Annotated in this window: 18 protein-coding genes; 15 read left to right on the plus strand and 3 right to left on the minus strand. The window is 49.2% G+C overall.

The window, feature by feature from the left end; genetic code table 11:
* Window positions 1–5 precede the first annotated feature (5 nt).
* The 7 genes from P401_RS0113260 to P401_RS0113290 are packed head-to-tail and all read left to right on the plus strand — an operon-like array spanning window position 6 to window position 6945.
* Window positions 6–917 carry an NAD-dependent epimerase/dehydratase family protein gene (locus tag P401_RS0113260; protein WP_029342860.1) on the plus strand — a complete coding sequence of 304 codons (912 nt, stop codon included), beginning with the start codon at window positions 6–8 and terminating at the stop codon, window positions 915–917.
* Window positions 899–1753: a lysylphosphatidylglycerol synthase transmembrane domain-containing protein gene (locus tag P401_RS0113265; RefSeq protein ID WP_029342861.1), complete on the plus strand. Its 855-nt coding sequence runs from the start codon at window positions 899–901 to the stop codon at window positions 1751–1753. Before P401_RS0113260 ends, P401_RS0113265 begins: the two co-directional genes overlap by 19 nt.
* Window positions 1750–3186, plus strand: a complete 1437-nt coding sequence (locus tag P401_RS0113270; RefSeq protein ID WP_029342862.1) for an alkaline phosphatase family protein — start codon at window positions 1750–1752, stop codon at window positions 3184–3186. The genes P401_RS0113265 and P401_RS0113270 overlap by 4 nt, the downstream gene beginning before the upstream one ends.
* Window positions 3183–3911 carry a glycosyltransferase family 2 protein gene (locus P401_RS0113275; protein ID WP_029342863.1) on the plus strand — a complete coding sequence of 243 codons (729 nt, stop codon included), beginning with the start codon at window positions 3183–3185 and terminating at the stop codon, window positions 3909–3911. The genes P401_RS0113270 and P401_RS0113275 overlap by 4 nt, the downstream gene beginning before the upstream one ends.
* The gene (locus P401_RS0113280) at window positions 3908–4642 is read left to right on the plus strand and encodes a hypothetical protein (protein WP_231925665.1); all 735 of its coding nucleotides are present in this window, start codon (window positions 3908–3910) and stop codon (window positions 4640–4642) included. Before P401_RS0113275 ends, P401_RS0113280 begins: the two co-directional genes overlap by 4 nt.
* A 12-nt stretch (window positions 4643–4654) precedes the next feature.
* Entirely contained in the window at window positions 4655–5572 is a 918-nt protein-coding gene (locus tag P401_RS0113285; RefSeq protein WP_029342865.1) for an FTR1 family iron permease, read from the plus strand.
* Window positions 5569–6945: a glycosyltransferase family protein gene (locus P401_RS0113290; protein WP_029342866.1), complete on the plus strand. Its 1377-nt coding sequence runs from the start codon at window positions 5569–5571 to the stop codon at window positions 6943–6945. Before P401_RS0113285 ends, P401_RS0113290 begins: the two co-directional genes overlap by 4 nt.
* Window positions 6946–7018: 73 nt before the next feature.
* Here P401_RS0113290 and P401_RS0113295 read toward each other — a convergent pair whose 3' ends face one another.
* Entirely contained in the window at window positions 7019–7585 is a 567-nt protein-coding gene (locus tag P401_RS0113295; protein WP_029342867.1) for a GNAT family N-acetyltransferase, read from the minus strand.
* 99 nt (window positions 7586–7684) lie between these two features.
* Complete coding sequence (locus P401_RS0113300; RefSeq protein ID WP_029342868.1) at window positions 7685–8302, minus strand: YitT family protein; 618 nt, start codon at window positions 8300–8302, stop codon at window positions 7685–7687.
* Window positions 8303–8712: 410 nt separating this feature from the next.
* On the opposite strand from P401_RS0113300, the gene P401_RS0113305 reads away from it, so the two are divergent.
* The gene (locus P401_RS0113305; protein ID WP_029342869.1) at window positions 8713–10062 is read left to right on the plus strand and encodes an FAD-dependent oxidoreductase; all 1350 of its coding nucleotides are present in this window, start codon (window positions 8713–8715) and stop codon (window positions 10060–10062) included.
* A 63-nt stretch (window positions 10063–10125) separates the two neighbouring features.
* Here the strand turns inward: P401_RS0113305 and P401_RS0113310 are convergent, their stop codons facing one another.
* Window positions 10126–10587, minus strand: a complete 462-nt coding sequence (locus P401_RS0113310; RefSeq protein WP_029342870.1) for a VOC family protein — start codon at window positions 10585–10587, stop codon at window positions 10126–10128.
* A 131-nt stretch (window positions 10588–10718) separates the two neighbouring features.
* On the opposite strand from P401_RS0113310, the gene P401_RS0113315 reads away from it, so the two are divergent.
* From P401_RS0113315 to P401_RS0113345, 7 genes are all read left to right on the plus strand, one after another.
* Entirely contained in the window at window positions 10719–11603 is an 885-nt protein-coding gene (locus P401_RS0113315; RefSeq protein WP_029342871.1) for an SDR family oxidoreductase, read from the plus strand.
* A gap of 122 nt (window positions 11604–11725) precedes the next feature.
* The gene (locus tag P401_RS0113320) at window positions 11726–12277 is read left to right on the plus strand and encodes a maltose acetyltransferase domain-containing protein (protein WP_029342872.1); all 552 of its coding nucleotides are present in this window, start codon (window positions 11726–11728) and stop codon (window positions 12275–12277) included.
* Between the two features lie 97 nt (window positions 12278–12374).
* Complete coding sequence (locus P401_RS0113325) at window positions 12375–13259, plus strand: hypothetical protein (protein WP_029342873.1); 885 nt, start codon at window positions 12375–12377, stop codon at window positions 13257–13259.
* 19 nt (window positions 13260–13278) lie between these two features.
* The gene (locus P401_RS0113330) at window positions 13279–13962 is read left to right on the plus strand and encodes a response regulator transcription factor (protein ID WP_029342874.1); all 684 of its coding nucleotides are present in this window, start codon (window positions 13279–13281) and stop codon (window positions 13960–13962) included.
* On the plus strand, window positions 13959–15230 hold the full coding sequence (locus P401_RS0113335; protein WP_029342875.1) for a sensor histidine kinase: 1272 nt from the start codon (window positions 13959–13961) through the stop codon (window positions 15228–15230). Before P401_RS0113330 ends, P401_RS0113335 begins: the two co-directional genes overlap by 4 nt.
* A 67-nt stretch (window positions 15231–15297) precedes the next feature.
* Window positions 15298–16371 (plus strand): site-2 protease family protein, encoded by a 1074-nt coding sequence (locus tag P401_RS0113340; protein ID WP_029342876.1) that lies wholly within the window; start codon window positions 15298–15300, stop codon window positions 16369–16371.
* Window positions 16372–16521: 150 nt separating this feature from the next.
* Window positions 16522–17910, plus strand: coding sequence for an MATE family efflux transporter (locus tag P401_RS0113345; RefSeq protein ID WP_029342877.1), 1389 nt, complete (start codon window positions 16522–16524; stop codon window positions 17908–17910).
* The last annotated feature ends 54 nt before the right edge of the window (window positions 17911–17964 follow it).

A 17964-nucleotide genomic window follows, 5' to 3' on the forward strand; every position in this document is an offset into this window, starting at 1 on the left:
ATAAGATGAATATCGGAATCACAGGAGGTGCCGGCTTCATTGGCGCCGCCCTCGCCCTCCGGCTCCAGCAGCAACATACCGTCCATGTACTTGATGCTTTCACGGACTACTATGATGTCCAGTTAAAAGAAGAACGAGCAGCTGAATTAAGACGTGCCGGCGTTACCGTTACGACGGGTGACGTTCATCATGATCTCGACACCTGGATGGAGACATCGTTCGACGCTGTCTTCCATCTCGCAGCACTGCCTGGTGTTCCTCGTTCGCTCGAAGAACCGCATCACTATATTCGTGAGGACATCGATATGACGGTGACCTTGTTAGAAGCCGCAAAAAGACATGGCACGCCGCATGTCTTTTTCGCGTCTTCTTCTTCCGTTTATGGGGAACAGACTGGTCCGCTAAAAGAAGATCAGGCAACGGGACACGTCGCTAGTCCTTATGCGGCAGCCAAGTATAGTGCCGAAAGCTTTTGTCATGCTTATGCTCATTTATATGATTTAAACGTGACGCTGTTTCGCTTCTTTACTGTCTATGGTCCTTCGGGTCGTCCCGACATGGCACTGTTTCGTTTCATTGAACAGGCACTACGCGGAGAACCACTTATCGTCTTTGGTGATCCGATCCGTGATTTCACGTATATCGATGACATCACCCGCGGAATGGAACAGGCGTTACTGGCTCGTGCAGTCGGAACGTATAACCTCGGCGCGAATCAGCCGGTCTCCGTTCGCACTCTAGCTGAACGGATTGGTCAACGGTTTGATGTGCCTGTGCAGACTCAAACTGCACGACGCGGGGACGTGACGATGACATGGAGTGATACGACGGCTGCAAAAGAAGCATTCGGTTACCAACCGTCAATCGAGATCGATGTTGGACTGGAGCAGGTGATTTCGTGGCATCAAAACCGCTAATCCGAACGCTTCTTTATCTGACACTTACCGGACTCGTTATCTTTTTACTGCTCCGTTTTTTCTTGGAGTTACCGGTCTCTTATCGGTATATCGAAGCTTTATTCAAGAGTCCCTGGACGATCCTTGCGACCTTGACGTATGCGATTGCCTTTTATTTACGGGCGGTCGCCTGGCGCCGCGCTGACTCAAAACGTGCACCGACCGCTGTATACCTGTCGAGCCTGTATCTCGGACTGACGATCAATCACCTCTCACCAGTCAAACTGGGAGAGATGATCCGACTCGTGACGGCGAGAGCTGTCGGAAGTCCCTGGAAGCAGACGAGCGCGATCTTCGTCTTACAACGAAGTATTGACTTGATCGTTCTGTGTACCTTCATTTTGATCGGTTGGTTGTTTCATCCGATCGTTTTGCTCGTTGCGCTCCTTGCCACCGCGTTATTGCTCGTGTTACGTCGACATGTCCCGCATCTCCCATCGCTCGTCCTGTTCGGAACGTTCGCTTGGGCCGTCGAGGCACTCGCCGTCTTCCTCCTCTTGCAAGGAGCAGGTGTCGATGTGTCCTTTCCAACGACATTGATCGCCATGAGTGCCGGTGTCCTGTCCGGTGTGATCCAGTTCACGCCGGGTGGACTCGGTACGTACGAACTCGCGATGGGTACAGTGTTACGGCAAGCCGGTGTTGCCCATGCGTACGACGTTGCCTTGATGACGCACTTCTTTAAATATGCCTTTGCTTTTCTTATTCCGCTGTACGTTTTAACGCGGCATCCGGCTACGCTTCGGTTGTTGGTTCGTCAGCTCAAATACACTGATTGGAAAGGAGGAAGACGATGAAAAGTGCTTCTCGCTTTGAAAAAGTCGCAGCACGCGCCTGGAACTTACTCAATGAAGGAAAACCCTTCACACCCATTTTTACGATCGGCGTCTTCTTGACGTACGCCTTATGGACGCAGATGCCACTCGCAGAAGCTGGTCTTGGTTTCATCGTGACGCTTCCTTTATTCATCTTGCTTTGGCGTTATGACTTTCCGTTATTTTTACGAAACTACCTCTGGATTCCAGTCATCGTTTGGCTGTTCCTTCGGGGTACGAATGTGGATTATTTGCCTTTATTCGCCTATGGTGCGGGTCTCTATTTCTTCTTCACCGTCTTTTTCTGGGGAACGATCTATTATCATCTCCGAATCGGAACACGTTGGACGAATTTCACGCGTTTTTGGAAACTCGTCTTGAAGAATAGCGATTCAACGAGTGGTAACGCACAAGAGCAATTGCCTAAGGTTGCCCTGTTGCTCATGTACTGGTGGACGGCAAGTGACGCATCGTCGCTCGACATGACATTCGTCTGGTTCCCACTCGGACTGTTCGTCTTTGCATGGATCCTACATCACTATCTGTTCGACTGGAAACCGAAATTGCCCGAGGCAATGACGGCAGATGCCAATCTTCCGACTTCAGAAAAAGTTTACGTCCTGATTGTCGACGGGATGCGTAAAGATCGCTACATGGCAGCAAACACGCCGTTTCTCGAACGATTGCGTCAGGAAGGAACGGAATATACGAATATGGAGACTGTCTACCCTGCCCGGACTGTCGTCTGCTTCAGTTCGATGTTCACGGGTGCTCGCCCGGAAGATCACGGCATTCATTCGAACATGGTCTGGAACACGACCGGCGTTAAAACAGATACCGTCTTCGACCGTCTCCGTGCCGTCGATAAATCAGGAAAAATCCTTGGCATCGCACACCTTGTCGATGCGTTCGGTTCAACCGACGTACGGACCGTCACGGCGGTCATGCATAACGATGTCGCGGATCGAAATATCGTAGAACGTGCTAAACAAATCGTTCATGAAGAGGATCCGGATTTACTGGCGATCCAGCTGATCGGAACGGATCAAACGGGACATAGTCGAGGCACCCTCTATTCCGAGTATGTCGAAAAAATCGAGGAAGCGGATGCGCTCCTTGCCGAGTTTTGTGAGGAACTCGATCGCCTTGGTAAACTCGAGGATGCGACACTCATCGTCATGGCGGATCACGGTCAAGCGGACGGGATCGGTGGACACGGTCACTTGGATGAAGGCGAACGGTTCGTTCCGTTCTGGATGTATGGTAAGAACGTTCATGCTGGTCTGAAAGTGGATACGCACCGCCATATCTTGTCACTCGGACCAACGATCACAAAAGTCCTAGGGGCAGACATCCCGTACGATAGCCGTGGTGTGCTGTTGACAGAAGCGTTCAAGGAGGCGAAGTCTAAATGAAGATCATCGTCTTTTTACCGGCCCACAATGAGGAAGTGTCACTCCCGCTCGTCTTAAAACGAATCCCGGATATGATTGACGGCATTCCCGTCGAGATCCTCGTCATCGACGATGGCTCAGTGGATACGACGAGTACGATCGCGCGTCAACACGGCGCACATGTCTATCGGTTCGAGCAGAATCAAGGACTCGGCGCTGCAGTCCGGGAAGGACTCCGCCAGTCCTACGAACTCGGCGCTGATGTTGCTGTCATGATTGATGCCGATAACGAATATCCGGCCGATCAAATTCCGGATATCGTCCGACCGATCTTACACGATCAAGCCGACTACGTATTCGGTTCCCGCTTCCTCGGTACCGTAGACGGGATGCGGCTCTATCGCTATATCGGTAATCATGTCTTCACGTGGTTGCAATGCCTTTTATTGAAACGTAAAATCCATGATGGTCAAAGTGGAATGCGTGCTTTTTCACGCGCAGCGTGTCACCATGCTGAGATCATTCACGATTATAACTATGCCCAAGTCTTAACTCTCAATCTCGTCCGAAAAGGCTTCCGCCTTCACGAAGTCCCGATCCGTTATCGGGTCCGGGAAGCAGGAAAGTCTTTTATCCGTCTGAATTATGTCCAACGTGTCCTCCCAGCGATTTACCGGGAGTGGCGACGACCGATCACACAGCTTAGCGTTGAAGAACGCATGGAACGAAAGGAGCACCTCGGATGAAACGCCTTCTCTTGCTACCGCTCCTCCTACTCTCACTGTTCGTGAGCACTTCCACGGTTTCTGCTTATAGTTACGGAGACCCAGGAAAGGAAGCTTTTGCGGAAGCGTATAAACAATTTGAAGAACAACTCGATGCCAAGGATTATGCGCTTGCGAAAGAGACGCTTGCCGCCTATGATAAAGAATTCAAACTGTATTTCCCTGAAGCGAAAGCGAAGATCGACACGGCTCTCGAACAAGAAGATGCCGAGGCTGCAAAGCAAGCGTATCGTGTCGCTCTCCGTCAAAATATCGAACGTCGCCTGCACTTTGCTGAAGAGCAGTTCGAGGACTTCGGTCAAGCGAAACTCTTACTCGCGAAAGCCCGTGGCACGTATGATGTGCTCGCACCTTACGTAAAGGAAAGCAAGGATGCACAAACATCCGATGACGTGTATACTGCATTTGATGAATCATTAAAGGCACTCGGAAATCCTGGTCTGTTTGGGGTCGGGAAAAAAGCGAGTGATGAAGAATCCTTCAAGAAAAACATTACGATGATCGAAGATACGTTGACGCCTCTTTTCGTCCTGCCGGGTGAAGAAAAAACAGGCGTCTTCACGGAAGAAGACTCCTTCCTCGGTCAAACGTTCGGAACGGACGCGATTTGGAAATTGATTGCGCTCGGACTCGTCGTTGTACTCATCGTCATCGTCGTCATTGGTCAATGGAAGAAGAAACGCCGCTCATAAGGAGGAAGACAGATGGATTTTCAAGCGTTTTTGATTACACTTCGGGAGTGTCTCGAGGCTGTTCTCATCGTTGGGTTGATCTTAGGTTATCTCGATCGATTGAACGCTCCACAATATAAAAAGTGGGTCTACGCAGGTGTCGGGTTGGCACTTCTCGCTAGCCTTGGTGTCGCGTTCCTGTTCCAAGTCGTCTTTACGAGTTTTGCGAGCTTCGGAAGCGATACGTATCTCCGTCTCGGCATCATGATGGTCTCCGTCCTGCTCTTGACACACATGGTCCTCTGGATGGGGAAGGAAGCGAAAGAGAATCAAAAAGCCTCCCAAGCGAAGGTCGCCGCTGCCGTCTCGACGGGTAGTGCCATCACGATGATCATCCACTCCTTCCTCGTCATCGTTCGAGAAGGAATTGAGACAGTCTTCTTCTTCGCTGCCATCTCAGGTGGGGAAATCGAAAAAGTCCTGACGAGTTACGGTGCGGTTTCCGGTCTGTTACTCGCCTTGATCTTCGGATACTTATTCGTTTCCGGCTCAATGAAGATTCCCGTCAAACGCTTCTTCCAAGTAACGGGCGTATTGATTCTCTTCATCGCAGCCGGCATGCTCGTCCAAACGATCGGACGCTTCCAAGATCTTGGTTTGCTCGGTAGTCTCTTGATGAATGCTGACGGCACACCAGCTGCTGTGTATAACATCGTCGGCTTCATGCCGGAGCACTACATCGATCAGGTGCAATACTTGCGCGATACCGGGAATTCGACGTTGATCAGTGGACAGATCGGAACGTTCATGGGCGCGATGTTCGGATACAGCCATAACCCATCGCTCGAACAAGTCGTCGCTTGGTGGGGCTATTTCGCCTTTGCTGGTTGGATGTTGCTCCGTCAAAACAAACCATCGAAGTCATCGAAGTCCTTACAGGAGGTTTCTTGACCGTCCGAAGCGATCGTTCACGTCCGCGTGGACGATCGCTTTTTTGGATCACGTTGCTATTCATCGGTGGCTGGATCAGTTTGCGGATTGCCTACGTCAGTCCATTCATCGCGAGCTACGATATCGCGAACTTCACGCTCGCTGTGACTGATTATGATTTGGCTGATTTACGCCCGCATTTTCCGGGTTATCCTTTTTTCATCTTATTTGCCAATCTGTTTCTGCCACTGATGATACCTGTCAAAGCACTTGGACTCGTCTCCACATTAGGACTGGCAAGTGCCCTCTTGCCACTCTATTGGCTGTTCCGCCGTCATGCGTATGATACGACGCGGCTGATCGCTACCTTTACCGTTCTCTCCACTGCCTCACTCGTGACGTTCGCTGCAACCGGGATGTCAGATGGACTCGCCCTCGGACTACTCGTCTGGTACGGCTGGAGCATCGAACGCGCCCGACATCAGATTCGTCGCTGGCTTCCGTATCTTCTGTTCGGTTTACTGATGGCGACTCGACTGTCCTATGCGCCGTTTGGTTTTATGTTGCTTGTCTTGCTGTGGCAAGTACGAAAGGATTACTGGCAACTCTTATCCGAATGTGCGCTCCTTGTTCTGGCGCAACTGGCTTGGTTGCTCCCGGTCGCCTTTTCCGTCGGTGGACCCTATTCGTTTCTTCAACTGTCACTCCGTTTCGTCAGCGGTCATTTTTCCGATTGGGGTGGTTCTGCTCAGACCGATGATGCATCCATCCTCCAACGATTCGTTCAAACACTTCAGCAACTCTTCTGGCATGGGATCGGTTATGGCACGTGGATTGGACTAGTGTCTGGACTGCTGCTGTTTTTACGGAAACGTTGGACAGTCGATGTCGCTTGGGGAGCGACGGCTGGACTCTATTTCGTCTGGGTCTGGCTCGGACAAAACATCGATAAACCCCGTCATGTCTTACCGCTTGTCCTATTGCTACTCATCTGGTTGATCCGTCAGCTTCCGTTACAGATGTATCTACCATTTTTAGTCGTTCAGTTGACGATCGGTAGCCTCGCGTTGAACGATCAAGCCACGCGTCCCCCGGCGACGATTGAACTGGCGCGTTACGTAGCGACTCTTCCAATCGGCGCGACAGTCTTTACCGACGAGGAAGCTCGCCAATTCCAGTCCGAACGACCGGATGCCGCGATCGTTCCGATCGGATCAATCAGTAAATGGAACGCAGAACCAAAATCCGATCAGAGTTACGTGACCGGTCGATTGCTCGAGCGCTTCCACGCTCAAGGCGTGCGACCAAACGTCAAACAAATCGTTCGCTTCACGAGTGATGCCCGCTACGAACCGGAAGACGCGCAAGCGATGCTGTATCAACTAACGCCTTGATGACACAACTGCATGCATACGAAAAACCATGTCGATTCCCGAATGACACCGTGGGGATCGACATGGTTTTTTTTCATTGCTGCGTATCGTAACGACGTTCCATATAATCAAAGGTACCGCCGCTAATTTCAATCGTCCGAATCGGTTCGAAGCCGAGACGACGATACAGTCGCTGTGCCCCGGCATTCGTTTGATCAGCGTTTAAGGTGAACGCTTGTAGTCCTCGTTTTTCCCCTTCTTCCGCTGCTGCCTGCAATAGTTCTGTTCCAATTCCTTTTCCACCATGACGCGCGTCAACCGATAAAGTATCCAGGTAATAGACTGGACCTTCCGTCTCGACATCAATCTGGACATCGCGACCCGTCCAGCGCTTCAGTTGTGCTTTGATCGGTTCGTCGAGTTGTTCCGCATCCGTCCCGGCATACGCAATGACGATTCCCGCTACTTCACCCTCGATGATTTTCACGAGGATGTTCTCATGGCTCAGTCGGTTTCCTGTTTCAGCGACAAAGTACGCGAGTCTCTCTAAAACTTCCTCCCGCTTTGTCGTTCCCGTCAATGTCTCAGCAATCTCATGAATCGCTTGCTCAATCAACGGGGCAATCTGTTGTGCTTCAGAAGCATATGCTTGTCGAATCATCTAGTCGTTCTCCTTTGAATTTTTCTAATCAATAAACCTGAAAAATCGGACTCGACGATGTCGAATCCGATACATGATTTTTTTAGACATTCATCCGTTTCACTGCGTGACTTTTTGAACGACAGGTACCGGTACGATGACAGGCTCCCGTGTCATGACAGCAACGACACGTCCAGCGATTGCTACAGCCAGTAACGTATATAACGTTAAACTGAGCGGCAGATAGACGAGTGAGATGATTAACACGATGGCATCGAGTCCGAACAAGATTGTTCCGATCGATAGACCTGTCAGTTTGCTGAGTCCCATCGATAGCAAATCGTCTCCACCTGTTGCCGCTCCACTTTTCAAAACAAGTCCGAGACCATATCCGGTCACGATTCCGCTAGCAATCGCTGCGATGAGCGTCGCTGGCCAAGCTTGTTCTGGAAAGTGGAACAAATCAAGTCGGTGCCACATTTCATAAAAGACTGATAACGCACCTGCTGAAAGTAACGCTTCACTGACAAAGCGTTTTCCTTTGAAATACAAAGCACCAATGAAAAATGGAATATCGAGCACGATCATCGAAATTGAAGGATTGATATCAAAAAAGTATCGACCTAGCAACGATAATCCGATGAAGCCGCCTTCTGCTAATCCGAACTGTTCATTCAATGTGTAGTAACCAAACGCCATGATGAGCGTTCCGGTTAAGATGGTTGCGATTCGTTTCATGTTTTATTGTCCTCTCCCGTTTACATCGTGGGAGAGGTTTTATACGTCCCGTTTGGGTATTCATCTATTTTCGCTCTCCCTGATTTTTATAAGCCATTACCGTCTGTTCGTTATGACCGGTACTGCTAAAAATCAGGTAAGCCGAATAGATGATTGGTCCTCTCGGTATCCATCGGTTTCCACCCCTTCATTAAAAATCTACTTTCATTATAACCCGAATTTCAGTAACTAAAACAGTTTTACGCATTCTTCACATAATCCAAACAGTTTTGCTCACTCATTCACAATTTAGACAAGATTATGCTCAATATTGAACAAACTACTTGAAAACGATCTTGTGAAGGATTACACTAAGTATATCAAATGAATGTGATATTTATCACAAACAAAACACAAAGGAGACTTTACCCATGAAAGTAGCAGTCATCGGATGTACACACGCAGGAACAGCAGCAGTCAAAGAACTCGCTTCACAACAAGACGTCGAGATCACCGTTTATGAGCGGAATGACAATGTATCGTTTCTCTCTTGTGGAATCGCGCTTCACGTCGGTGGTGTCGTCAAACATGCGGAATCACTTTTCTACTCATCACCAAGTGAACTCGCTGAACTCGGCGCTAAGATGCGTCTGAAACATGATGTGCTTGAAATCGATAGTGAACGCCAAACGATCGTTGCGAAAAACCTCATGACTGGTGAAGTCGTTCACGATACGTACGATAAACTCATCATGACGACAGGATCATGGCCAATCATTCCGATGCTTCCTGGCATCGAGTTGAATCAAATCGAGCTTTGTAAAAACTATCACCACGCTCAAACAATCATTGAAAAAGCGACAGATGCACAACGGATCACCGTCGTTGGTGCAGGATATATTGGTGCTGAACTCGTTGAAGCGTTTGAAGCATACGGAAAAGACGTCACGTTCATCGACAGTGCGGATCGCATTCTCAACAAATACCTCGACCGCTCATTCACTGACGTCATCGAACGTGAATTGACAGACCGCGGTATTCGCCTCGAACTCGGACAAACCGTCCAAAGCTTCAAAGGAGAAAACGGTGCTGTGACACACGTCGTGACAGACAAAGGAACGTTCGAAACGGATCTCGTCATTCTCTGTGTCGGTTTCCGCCCAAGTACGGAACTCTTAAAAGGTCAAGTCGACATGCTACCGAACGGTGCCATCATCGTTGACGATTACATGCGGACGAGCAACCCGAACATCTTTGCTGCTGGTGACAGCTGTGCTGTCTATTACAATCCAGCTCGGACACATGCCTATATCCCGCTGGCAACAAATGCTGTCCGGATGGGAACATTGATCGGTAAAAACTTACGCGCACCAAAGATTCGTTACCAAGGAACACAAGGCACATCAGGTCTTCGCCTATATGATTTGAACATCGCGTCGACTGGTTTGACAGAAGAAGCGGCACCCTTGTTCGGACTTGAAGTGAGCAGCACGACGGTCACAGATGCGTATCGCCCAGAGTTCATGCCAACAGCAGAAGACGTCCAATTGAAACTCGTCTTCGAGACGGAAACTCATCGTGTCGTCGGTGCACAAATTATCTCGAAAGTGGATTTGACACAAGCGATGAATACACTTTCTGTCGCGATTCAAAATGATATGACACTTGAAGAGCTCGCTTTCGTCGACTTCTTCTTCCAACCGCACTACAACAAACCGTGGAACTTGCTGAACCAAGCAGCTCTACAAGCGATGAACGAGCGCCAATCTGCTCGTGTTTAAACGAATCACAGATAAATAAAACAAGCAACGGATCATCCGTTGCTTGTTTTCGTTTATTCTCATTCATTTTTCGTATACTTCTTGCCAGTCATGATACGGCATCGTGCCATTCACTGTTTCCATGTCAAAGCGTAACGGTGCGATCAATTCGAGCGAATTGCCATCTGGATCCTCGAAGTAGATTGCTGCGTGCGCATGTGGATGGTTATCAAGAACAAGCGGTTGATCAGCTGCCGTTACACCAAAGGCGGATCGAACGGTAATGCCCCTCTCCTTTAACCAGTCCTGTGCTTTATCGATATTTTCTTGCACCATTCGAAACGCTACATGTCGAATCGATGGATGATACGGTAACTCGACTTGACCGGCTTTCCATAGTCCTAACCAACTCTTGCCGTGCTCGATCCAAAAGAAAGCGACGTGTTCATTTCGGAACGCACATGCAAGACCCAATTTTTCGTAAAAGACAATCGATCGTTCGAGTTCTTTGACCGGTAAATGGGCTTCATACAGTCCAGCAATCATCTTCTTCACACTCCTCTTTTTCTAGTGTAAACCATCAATTTCCAAATTTACTACCATCAGAAACGTTTAATCCGACCTGTTGAGGGAACATACAACCTATACCAAAACCAACTTTCAGGAGGAATGTTTACATGGCTGCATCGAAAAATCCGTTAACACAATACTTCAATGACGATTTTCCAAAACAATATCAGGACGCACCAGCGGTTCAAGCAAAAATGGAACCTGTTCCCGATTGTGGAGAAGAGAGTTACAAAGGCTCCGGCAAATTGATCGGCAAAAAAGCACTGATTACGGGTGGCGACTCCGGCATCGGCCGAGCAGCAGCCATCGCCTACGCTCGTGAAGGAGCTGACATCGTGCTCAACTACTTACCGGAGGAACAACAGGATGCTGAAGAGGTCAAAGCACTCGTTGAAGCAGCGGGACAAAAAGCATATCTCTTACCTGGTGATTTAAGTGATGAAGCGTTCTGTGGACAACTCGTCAAAGAAGCACACGAATCGCTCGGTGGACTCGATATTTTGGCACTTGTCGCAGGTAAACAACAAGCTGTCGAAGACATTCTCGACCTGTCGACGGAGCAATTACGTAAAACATACGAAATCAATGTCTTCTCTCTCTTCTGGGTCGTCAAAGCAGCCTTGCCACTCTTGAAGGAAGGGGCTTCGATCATCACGACGACATCCGTTCAAGGATACAACCCAAGCGCGAACCTCTTGGATTATGCATCGACGAAGTTTGCCATCAACGGGTTCACGCGTGGACTCGCTAAACAAGTCGCGCCAAAAGGAATCCGTGTCAACTCCGTCGCACCTGGTCCGATTTGGACACCGCTTCAAATCTCGGGTGGTCAGCCAAGCGAGAACATTCCAGAGTTCGGACAGGAAACACCACTGAAACGAAGTGGTCAACCGGTCGAACTGTCGGATGTTTATGTCTTCCTCGCTTCAGACGCTGCGAGCTATGTCACGGCGCAAATCTATGGTGTCACAGGCGGAATCGAATTGGCATAAGGTTTGAATCTCGACAGGGTAGCTTCGGCTATCCTGTTTTTGCGTGTCTTAACGGGATATCAGTTGCATCACGAGGTACCATTTAGTCTAATGAGAGTAATAACGATGAAGGAGTGAATCAAATGACTGAAAAAGAAAAAATGATTCAAGGGGAACTCTACTTAGCACAAGATCCGGAACTCGTGGCTGACCGCATCCGGGCACAATCACTCTGCTATGAGTTCAATCAATTGAGTGTCCATGATAGGGCTAAACGGAAGGCACTTCTTCAACAATTATTCCAAACAGAGCAAGTCGACTTTTACATTGAACCGACCTTTAAATGTGATTATGGCTACAACATTACGTTAGGGGCTCGCTTTTATGCCAATTATGACTGTGTCTTGCTCGATATTTGCCCGATTACGATTGGTGACAACTGCATGCTTGCTCCAGGAGTACATATCTATACTGCGACCCATCCACTCGATCCTGTCGAGCGCAACAGCGGTTATGAATTCGGAAAACCGGTCGTCATCGGGAATAACGTCTGGATCGGTGGACGCGCGGTCATCAATCCCGGTGTGACGATCGGAGATAATGCTGTCATCGCCTCAGGAAGTGTCGTTGTCAAGGATGTACCGGCAAACAGCGTCGTCGGTGGAAATCCCGCCCGAATCATTAAAACAATCTAATTCTCATCAAATTCTAATCTGTTCCTCAGCTTCCTTTCACGTGGTCTGGTTATTCTATGTATAAGAACAACAGCCACTACTAAAGGAGGACATCATCATGACTGAAAAACGAACAGATAAAGGGAATAAACGCTTCAAAAAAGGAATCGCTACACTTGCCGTAACGGGTACAGTATTAACAGGAGCCGGCGCGTTCCTACTCTTCACAGGTCCGGGACACTCTCTCGTCAACTCGACGGTCACCACTTCACAGCAGGCAGAGCAAAAAGTCGAAGCTGCTTCGCGCCAAGTCGAACAAAAGCTTCCTGCTTCCATGCGTGACGATCAGGAAATCGAAGGTACATTACAGAAACTATCGGATCGTTCGATGACGATCGATGTCAACGGTGACACTCAGACGTATGATTTTGCTTCGTCAGTCGAACGCGAAGCCGTACAAGAAGGCGATTGGGTCAAAATCGATTTGAATGCAAATCAGCAAATCACGGAACTTGAGCGAGAAGATCAAGATGATCGGAATGACCGAGAGGACGATGGCAATCGCTCAGATGATTCATCGGATGATGCGAATGAACGGTACGGCATCCTTCGTGCCCTATCACAAAGTGAATTGACACTCGAACAAGATGGACAAGAGACAGTCTACGCGATTGCGGATCGTGCGGAACGCGACGCTGCGAAATCGGGGGATATCGTGAAAATCGAATTGAATGCAGACGGTCAAGTTCGTGAGCTTGATCGGGAAGATGACAACGAAGATCGTAATGCTACACGCGACGAAGACCGTGACGATGCACGGGAACAAGAAGTCCGCGGCACGCTCGCTAAAATAACGAATCAAGAGATCGTCATCGAACAGAATGGTGCGCAAAAATCGTACTCTCGTGCATCGAACATGGAGCAAGATGATGACGTCCGAGTCGGTGGTTCCGTTAAACTTGAGTTAAACGCGTCAGACGAAGTGACAGAAATCGATGAATGATCATTAAAGGAGGATGTTTATGCCAACCACCATCTTAATCGTTGAGGACGATGCGAAAATTGCACGTCTCCTTGAACTCGAACTCCAATATGCCGGGTACGCGACACGTGTCGCCCCCAACGGAAAAGATGGTCTCGCTGCCGCTGAGCATTCGGTTGATCTCGTCTTACTCGACGTGATGATGCCGGAGCTGAGCGGCTTCGAGGTGTTGCGCAGGCTCCGTGGGAAAGGCATTCACGTCCCCGTCATTATGCTCACAGCACGTGGGGAAGTCTACGATAAGGTCGCAGGACTCGATCTTGGTGCGAATGATTATGTGACGAAACCGTTTGAGATGGAGGAACTCCTTGCCCGGATCCGGGCGTTACTACGTACTCCGACTTCAACGAATAACGCATCGCGCACATTACAGTTCGCCGATCTTATACTCGACCTTGATCGACACGAAGCATTTCGCGATGAATTACGACTCGATTTGACACCACGTGAGTTCGAACTTTTGACGTATTTACTGGAAAACAAGGAACATGTCCTGACACGCGAACAAATCTTAAATCGCGTCTGGGGATACGATTACTTCGGTGAGACGAATATCGTCGACGTCTACATCCGTTATCTTCGAAAAAAAGTCGATGCCCATCCTCCTGCTTTGATCCAGACCGTTCGTGGAGTTGGGTATGTGCTACGGGAGGCGACTCCATGAAGCTTCGAACGAAACTTGCTTTATCCGTCACCGCCTTTACGACACTCTTGTTACTCCTTTCGTTCATCGTCGTCACCCTTGTCGTTCGAAGTCACCTGATTGAATCCCGCTATACTCAGCTTGAACAGGCAGAGGAATTGATGGAGGATGATTCATCGGTCCGGGCATTGCTGACGCTTCATGAAGATTCCGTCGTCTTATCGAACGAAGATGGACGATGGGTCATTTCAAACGATGAAGATGGTGATGACTCTTCTACCGTTAACGGAGACGTACAAGCGAGTGACCTCCCCGGTATTCCGCGTTCGAATGATCCATTCAAGTCTGGCGATTGGTTCGGTATCGTCCATCAGGATCAAGCTTATTTGTTCGAAGATGAGAGCGTCGATGATACGGTCTCGACACTCGTCTTGACCTTCACCATCGTGTTGGTCGTTGGCATCGTCATCGCGTTCATCAGTAGCTTCTGGATTGCGTATCAGACGCTCCGCCCGCTCAGGCAACTGAATGATACGATGCAACGGATTTCGTCTTCCGGTACGCTTGAGACCGTGCAGACCGAACGCGATGATGAGATCGGTCGCCTCGGTCGCGTCTTCAACCAGATGATTGGTCGTGTCGATCAGACGATGGAACAACAACGGCAGTTCGTCGCCGATGTCTCACATGAGATGAAGACACCATTGACGGTCATCGAGGGCTATACCCAATTGTTAAAACGATGGGGCAAAACGAAGCCGGACGTCCTCGATGAATCGATTGAACACATCTTGCAGGAGACGCACGCGATGCGGACGACATTGATTGAACCCATGCTCGAATTGTCGCGTCTCGGTTATGAGGAAACGTCTGTCGAAGCGATCGACTTAGCGGAACTTGGTAGCGAACTCGCTGATCGGATGTATCATGCGACAGGAACGATCATCCCTGTTGATGCCTCTGGGACGATCCGGGCGAATCGCGAAGCGGTGTTACGCATCTTGACGATTTATATCGATAATGCCCTGAAGTATGCCACTTCACCCGAATTGCATCTTCGTCAAGAACGTCTGACTGTTCTTGACCGTGGAACATCTCTAACGGACGAAGAACGTGCCCGGTTATTCGATCGGTTTTACCGACTCGATACAGCACGCGACCGTTCAGGAAGTGGACTCGGATTGTCGATTGCTGCTGCGCTTGCAACGACACATCATTTTCAGGTCGGTAGTGAAGCGCGTCAGCCAGATGGTAGTTGTTTCTATCTAATTCCCGAGCAGTCTAAATGAAACTTTTTCTACATTTGTGTCGTACACTTAAGGATGAACGTCACATGATGAAAGAAGGAATTTCACGATGGCTAAAAAACGTTGGGGTGGGCTTGCTGTTGCCGGCGCCTTTCTCTTAACAAAAGGAAAGGTCATCCTTGCCTTATTGAAATTTTCGAAGTTTGGAGGCACTCTGATTTCGTTTGGAGTTTCGCTTCTCTTTTACGCTCAAGTATTTGGCGTCTGGTTCGGGGTCGGATTGCTTTATCTCCTATTCATTCATGAGATGGGACATCTACTCGCCGCTAAACGACTCGGTTTTAAAACGGGTCCTGCGATTTTCGTACCCTTCATGGGAGCTGTCATCGGGATCAAAGATACGTTCCGGACACCAAAACAAGAAGCGATTCTTGCGTACGGTGGACCACTCGCGGGTCTCTTGTCCCTGATTCCGCTTGCGATTGGATATGCCGTGACCGGAAATGACTTCTGGCTCGTCATCTTCCACCTCGGGGCTCTGTTGAATCTCTTCAACCTACTTCCTGTCAGTCCGCTTGACGGTGGACGGATTCTTGCGGGACTTCCGATCATCGTTTGGGTTGCGGGACTTGCTGCCTTAATTGCTTACGGTATCACGAACTTCAGCTTGATTCTGCTCTTGATCGCTTTCTTCGGCGGCAGTGCTGTCTGGAAACGGTATAAGTTCGCAAAACAATACGAAGAGAACCGGTCGACCTTGATGCTTTACCGTGCTGCACGCGAACGCGTCTTGCGCGCAAAAGCGGAGCAAGAACGTGCAAACGCTGAAGTCGCTCTTGCACCGGAAGTGGAGGAAGAACAAACGGTCGAAAGTACGTACGATCCGATTGCTTGGTCGCTTCGTCTCGATTTACAGGATTTGCGACAAGCGAGTCCGGAAGAGGCACGTCAGGAAGCCGACGATTTGTTACGGTATCAATATGATGCTGCGAACGACTACGATGCGTTGTTGCGTCGAATCGATCAGCGGATCGAACCGCTCCGACTCGCTGAAGAGTCAGTCCAGTATCACCAGATGCCGAAAAAACAACAAACGATCACGCTTCTCGCTTACTTGGCGCTCGGTGCCATTTTATTCATTGCTTTTGAGTACTCGAAAGGGTACTTGCCTACACCATCTTAAATTTAGTTCTATCGGATGCGCTTCATGGCGCATCCTTTTTTCATGGAACAAACACATTGACTAGAGTGATTTCTTGCATCTCGTCAAAGAAGCGACTACTCTGAGTAAAACCCTACTTACCACTTGTCTAAAAAAGGAGGCTCTCCTTCCATGAATAAAAACACTGCCCGCCTGGGTGAAGCACCTGTCAATCAGCTCTTACTTAGTCTCTCCTTACCGGCAATGGTCGGGATGCTCGTCACGGCACTCTACAATATCGTCGATACGATTTTTGTCGCCCAAGGCATCGGTACGGCTGCCGTCGCCGCCGTCGGAATCGCTTTCCCCGTCCAGCTCGTATTGATGGCAATCGCCAACTCGATCGGGATCGGGGGTGCTGCAATTGCATCACAACGGCTCGGTCAAAAACAAACGGATGGTGCTAGTCGTGCTTATGCAAACGTCTTGATCGCGGTTTTCTTCATCAGTATGCTCGCTATCATCAGTGCTTTCATCTTCGTCGAACCGTTACTTCGTCTCTTTGGAGCGACAGATGAGATCATGCCGTATAGTATCGATTTCTTACGCGTCCTCTTGATCGGATCACCTTTCTTCATGTTGACGATGGCGTCAAGTGCGATGCTCCGCGCAGAAGGACGTGCGAACTATCAGATGCGCGTCATGCTGACGACGGTTGCGATCAACATCGTCTTGACCCCCCTGTTCATCTTTGGTCTTGATTGGGGCATTCAAGGTGCTGCACTCGGAACAGTTGTTGCGCAAATCGTCGGTGCTGCACTTGTTTTCCGATTCTTCTTTACGAAACGTCGGCAAACGGGGTTAACACTCGATCGAAATGCTTTCAAACCCGATTTCCGTTTAACGTTTCGGATGATGCAAATCGGATCATCGTCGTTCATCATGCAGGTCTCCCAATCGATTCTGTTCATCACCGTCAACCATATGCTCGTCCGGTACGGGGGTACGACAGAACTAGCGACGTTTGCGGTCATCAATAAGTTCATGGCGCTCGTCGGTATGCCGATCATGGGGATCGTGCAAGGGATGCAACCAATCGTCGGGTATAATTTCGGTTCTCGGCAATTTAGCCGGATGTCTCTTGCCATCAAGTTGGCAATCCGTTATGGCTTATCGTTATCGATTAGCTTGTGGTTACTGATTCAATTGTTCCCTCGTTTTTGGGTCGGCTTGTTCACGGAAGAAGCGACACTTCTACAGGAAGGCTCGAGTGCGATGCGTATCTTATTCGCTCTATCGTTCGTCTACGGAATTCAAATGATTATCAACGGGATGTATCAATCGCTCGCTAAAGCAAAAGTCGCTTTATTCTTGTCCTTGTCACGCCAAACGTTATATACGATTCCACTCGTTCTGATCTTGCCCCTGTTCTTCGGTGTCAAGGGTGTCTGGTTCGCTTTCCCGATCGCTGATGCGATGGCTGTCTTGACAGCCCTTGTCTTCGCTTATAAAGATCGCGTTCTGTTATTTAAACCGGAGGAATACGTCGCAGAGGAACAAAAAGTCGCCACCGCGAAGTGACTGGAATGGATTTAAGATCGTCTGCCTTGCAGATGGTCTTTTTTGATGGACTTC

The organism is Exiguobacterium acetylicum DSM 20416 (genome assembly GCF_000702605.1).
Lineage (GTDB): Bacteria > Bacillota > Bacilli > Exiguobacteriales > Exiguobacteriaceae > Exiguobacterium_A > Exiguobacterium_A acetylicum.

Bases quoted from the DNA above. Each gene is read 5' to 3' on its own strand.
- P401_RS0113260 (WP_029342860.1), top strand. From the start codon at position 6: ATGAATATCGGAATCACAGGAGGTGCCGGCTTCATTGGCGCCGCCCTC.
- P401_RS0113335 (WP_029342875.1), top strand. From the start codon at position 13,959: ATGAAGCTTCGAACGAAACTTGCTTTATCCGTCACCGCCTTTACGACA.
- P401_RS0113340 (WP_029342876.1), top strand. From the start codon at position 15,298: ATGGCTAAAAAACGTTGGGGTGGGCTTGCTGTTGCCGGCGCCTTTCTC.
- P401_RS0113295 (WP_029342867.1), bottom strand. From the start codon at position 7,585: ATGATTCGACAAGCATATGCTTCTGAAGCACAACAGATTGCCCCGTTG.
- P401_RS0113315 (WP_029342871.1), top strand. From the start codon at position 10,719: ATGGCTGCATCGAAAAATCCGTTAACACAATACTTCAATGACGATTTT.
- P401_RS0113270 (WP_029342862.1), top strand. From the start codon at position 1,750: ATGAAAAGTGCTTCTCGCTTTGAAAAAGTCGCAGCACGCGCCTGGAAC.
- P401_RS0113300 (WP_029342868.1), bottom strand. From the start codon at position 8,302: ATGAAACGAATCGCAACCATCTTAACCGGAACGCTCATCATGGCGTTT.
- P401_RS0113325 (WP_029342873.1), top strand. From the start codon at position 12,375: ATGACTGAAAAACGAACAGATAAAGGGAATAAACGCTTCAAAAAAGGA.
- P401_RS0113305 (WP_029342869.1), top strand. From the start codon at position 8,713: ATGAAAGTAGCAGTCATCGGATGTACACACGCAGGAACAGCAGCAGTC.
- P401_RS0113285 (WP_029342865.1), top strand. From the start codon at position 4,655: ATGGATTTTCAAGCGTTTTTGATTACACTTCGGGAGTGTCTCGAGGCT.
- P401_RS0113275 (WP_029342863.1), top strand. From the start codon at position 3,183: ATGAAGATCATCGTCTTTTTACCGGCCCACAATGAGGAAGTGTCACTC.
- P401_RS0113320 (WP_029342872.1), top strand. From the start codon at position 11,726: ATGACTGAAAAAGAAAAAATGATTCAAGGGGAACTCTACTTAGCACAA.
- P401_RS0113345 (WP_029342877.1), top strand. From the start codon at position 16,522: ATGAATAAAAACACTGCCCGCCTGGGTGAAGCACCTGTCAATCAGCTC.
- P401_RS0113330 (WP_029342874.1), top strand. From the start codon at position 13,279: ATGCCAACCACCATCTTAATCGTTGAGGACGATGCGAAAATTGCACGT.
- P401_RS0113310 (WP_029342870.1), bottom strand. From the start codon at position 10,587: ATGATTGCTGGACTGTATGAAGCCCATTTACCGGTCAAAGAACTCGAA.
- P401_RS0113280 (WP_231925665.1), top strand. From the start codon at position 3,908: ATGAAACGCCTTCTCTTGCTACCGCTCCTCCTACTCTCACTGTTCGTG.